Origin of the sequence: Ruegeria sp. HKCCD8929 (genome assembly GCF_013031405.1) — a bacterium.
Lineage (GTDB): Bacteria > Pseudomonadota > Alphaproteobacteria > Rhodobacterales > Rhodobacteraceae > Ruegeria.
The window spans coordinates 1-2,585 of sequence record NZ_WPZY01000109.1; the positions used below are offsets into that span (position 1 = coordinate 1).

Sequence of the window (2,585 nt, forward strand, 5' to 3'; positions counted from 1 at the left end):
ATGAAACCGGGCCACATCGCGTTTCGCGGGCATCCGGTCGAAGAATTGATCGGCAATGTCACCTTTCCGCAGATGATCTGGCACATGGTGCGCGGGGGGGTACCCTCGGACGCGCAGGCCCGGTTGTTCGAGGCCGCACTGGTCGCCGGTGTCGATCACGGGCCGCAGGCGCCCTCGATTGCTGCGGCGCGAATGGCTGCGACCTGCGGTGTGGGGCTCAACAATGCCATGGCAACGGCGGTGAACATGCTGGGCGATGTGCATGGCGGCGCGGGCGAGCAATGCGCCGAGCTCTACTACGACATCGCGCGCCGGATCGACGACGGCGCGGACCTGTCCGGTGCGGTTCAGGACGCGCTGGATGCATGGCGCGCGTCTTATGGCAAGATCGTATCGGGCTTCGGGCACCGCTTTCACAAGCCGGTCGACCCGCGCGCGCCGCGCCTGATGGAGCTGGTCCGGCAGGCGGCCGAGGCCGGAACCGTGACGGGCCGCTTCGCCGAAATCGGCGAGGAGGTGCAGGCTGAGTTGGGCCGCCAGCGCGGCGGGCGTCCGATTGCCATGAATATCGACGGCGCAACCGCTGTGATTTTCTGCGAGCTGGGTTTTCCCGCACCGCTGTCGCGCGGATTGTTCTGCCTGTCGCGCTCGGTCGGAATTCTTGCCCATGCCTGGGAACAGATGAACCAGGGTGGGCGCAACAAGGGACCGATACCGCCCCGATACCTGCCCCTATACCAAGCACAAGAGGTGGAATGAGTGACCGGACGAAATCCTTCCGGGTCGGCCTGATCGGATGTGGCCGTATCAGTGACATCTATCTGAAAACTCTGGCGCGCTTTCCTCAGGTTGAGGTTGTGGCCTGTGCCAGCCTCGATCCAGCGGAAAGCCGCGCCAAGGCTGAGCAACACGGGATCGGACGCTCCTGCACCCCGGATGAGATCTTTGCCGATCCATCCATCGATTGCGTGCTCAATCTGACGATACCGGCCGCACATGCCGAGATCAGCCGCAATGCGCTGAACGCGGGTAAGCATGTCTATTCGGAAAAACCCTTTGTCATGAACCGGTCCGACGGTCGCTCCTTGCTGCAGCTTGCGAAGGACAGGGGGCTGTTGATCGGCAACGCGCCGGATACGTTCTTTGGCGGCAGGTGGCAGACGGTCAGGCGGCTGATCGACGACGGCGCCATTGGCGCGCCCACCGGTGTATTCGCCCACGTCGGCACGCACGGCACCGAACGGCATAACCCGAATCCCGATTTCTACTATCAGAGCGGCGGCGGGCCATTGCTGGATCTGGGGCCTTATTACCTCACCGCAATGGTCTTTTGCCTGGGGCCGGTCGAGCGGGTCGCTGGCATGGCGCGCCGGACCTTTGACCGGCGCATGATCGAAAACGGTCCCAGACATGGGGAGTGGATGGAGGTCGAGGTCGACACCCATTCGCTCAGCCTTCTGCAGTTTACGTCGGGCGTGATCGGCTCGATGACAATGAGCTTTGACGTATGGGACAGCGAAACGCCGCGTTTCGAGATCTATGGAGAGGACGGCACCATCTGCATTCCCGATCCGGATCCGGTGCACGGGGCCAACATATTTGAGGGCGAAGTGTGGGTAAAGACCAAGGACAGCGCGCGTTGGTCGCATCAGCCCCGTCCGGCGGGGCGTGAGCACTGGCAGGTGGCGGAAAACCTGCATGGGTTGAACCGGGACAGCCGGGGCGTGGGTCTTCTGGATCTGGCGCTTGCGGTGCGCGAGGGGCGTCAGCCGCGTGCCAGCGGGGCGCTTGCCTATCACGTGTTCGACGTCATGGACGCCATTGAACGCGCGCCGAGATTCGGCGCCTATCAAACCATCGAAAGCAGCTGTGAGGCACCTGCGCCGCTGCCCGTGGATTTTCCCGGCAGCGGCCCGCAGATCGAACAGGAGCTTGCCCATGCCCGTTGAACAATTGGATTTTGCGGCCCCGTTCTTTGGCGTCCGCTATGTCGAGGGCGAAAGCGCGGTGCCTGTCGAGGGCCGCTCCATTGTCCTCAATCTGGCCGAGGCGGCGCTGGGGGTTGAAAGCCAGGCGCTGTCCTGTCTGAACTCGGCGGTCGTGCAGAATTGTGCGCTGCGCGATGTGGAGCAGGCTGTGATCGTCGATGGTTTTGACGCCCATGCCGATAACGACGCGCTATTTGACCGCGTGCGCACGGTCTGGCCATCCGCCTTTGATGTGCGTGGGGAGGAGCGGTTGCGTGGCGTCCAGCACTACATGTCACCCAAGATCTGGCGGGGCAATATCGGGCTGACGATGTATCACGCGGGCTCGGTCCCGTTGAACGTGGGGCTGCACAAGGATCATCCGTTCTGCCCCGTGCACGGGTTTCGCGAGGTGCACACCCAGATCGTCGGTTTCGGCAAGATGCAGCAGTGCCGCGCGCAGGATGTCGGCACGCTCTACCTCGAAGAGCAGATGGCCCCCGGTGTCACTCACCGGCCCATGTATGACGCCGATGGAAACTATCCCTGGCACCAGTATGAGACGGTGACGCAGGGGATATTCATGGCCGTCGAAATCCTGCCGCAAGGCGCTGCAAT

At 63.1% G+C, this 2,585-nt stretch carries 3 protein-coding genes; all 3 read left to right on the forward strand.

Annotation, left to right across the window (positions count from 1 at the left end):
• Positions 1–759: citryl-CoA lyase (locus GOX53_RS29105; RefSeq protein ID WP_171182368.1), on the forward strand; the 759-nt coding region annotated here is incomplete at its 5' end.
• On the forward strand, positions 756–1,949 hold the full coding sequence (locus GOX53_RS29110) for a Gfo/Idh/MocA family protein (protein ID WP_171182369.1): 1,194 nt from the start codon (positions 756–758) through the stop codon (positions 1,947–1,949). The genes GOX53_RS29105 and GOX53_RS29110, both read left to right, overlap by 4 nt.
• Positions 1,939–2,585 (forward strand): hypothetical protein (locus GOX53_RS29115; protein ID WP_171182370.1); only part of this gene is annotated, 647 nt, incomplete at its 3' end. The genes GOX53_RS29110 and GOX53_RS29115, both read left to right, overlap by 11 nt.

Bases quoted from the DNA above. Each gene is read 5' to 3' on its own strand.
- GOX53_RS29110 (WP_171182369.1), top strand. From the start codon at position 756: ATGAGTGACCGGACGAAATCCTTCCGGGTCGGCCTGATCGGATGTGGC.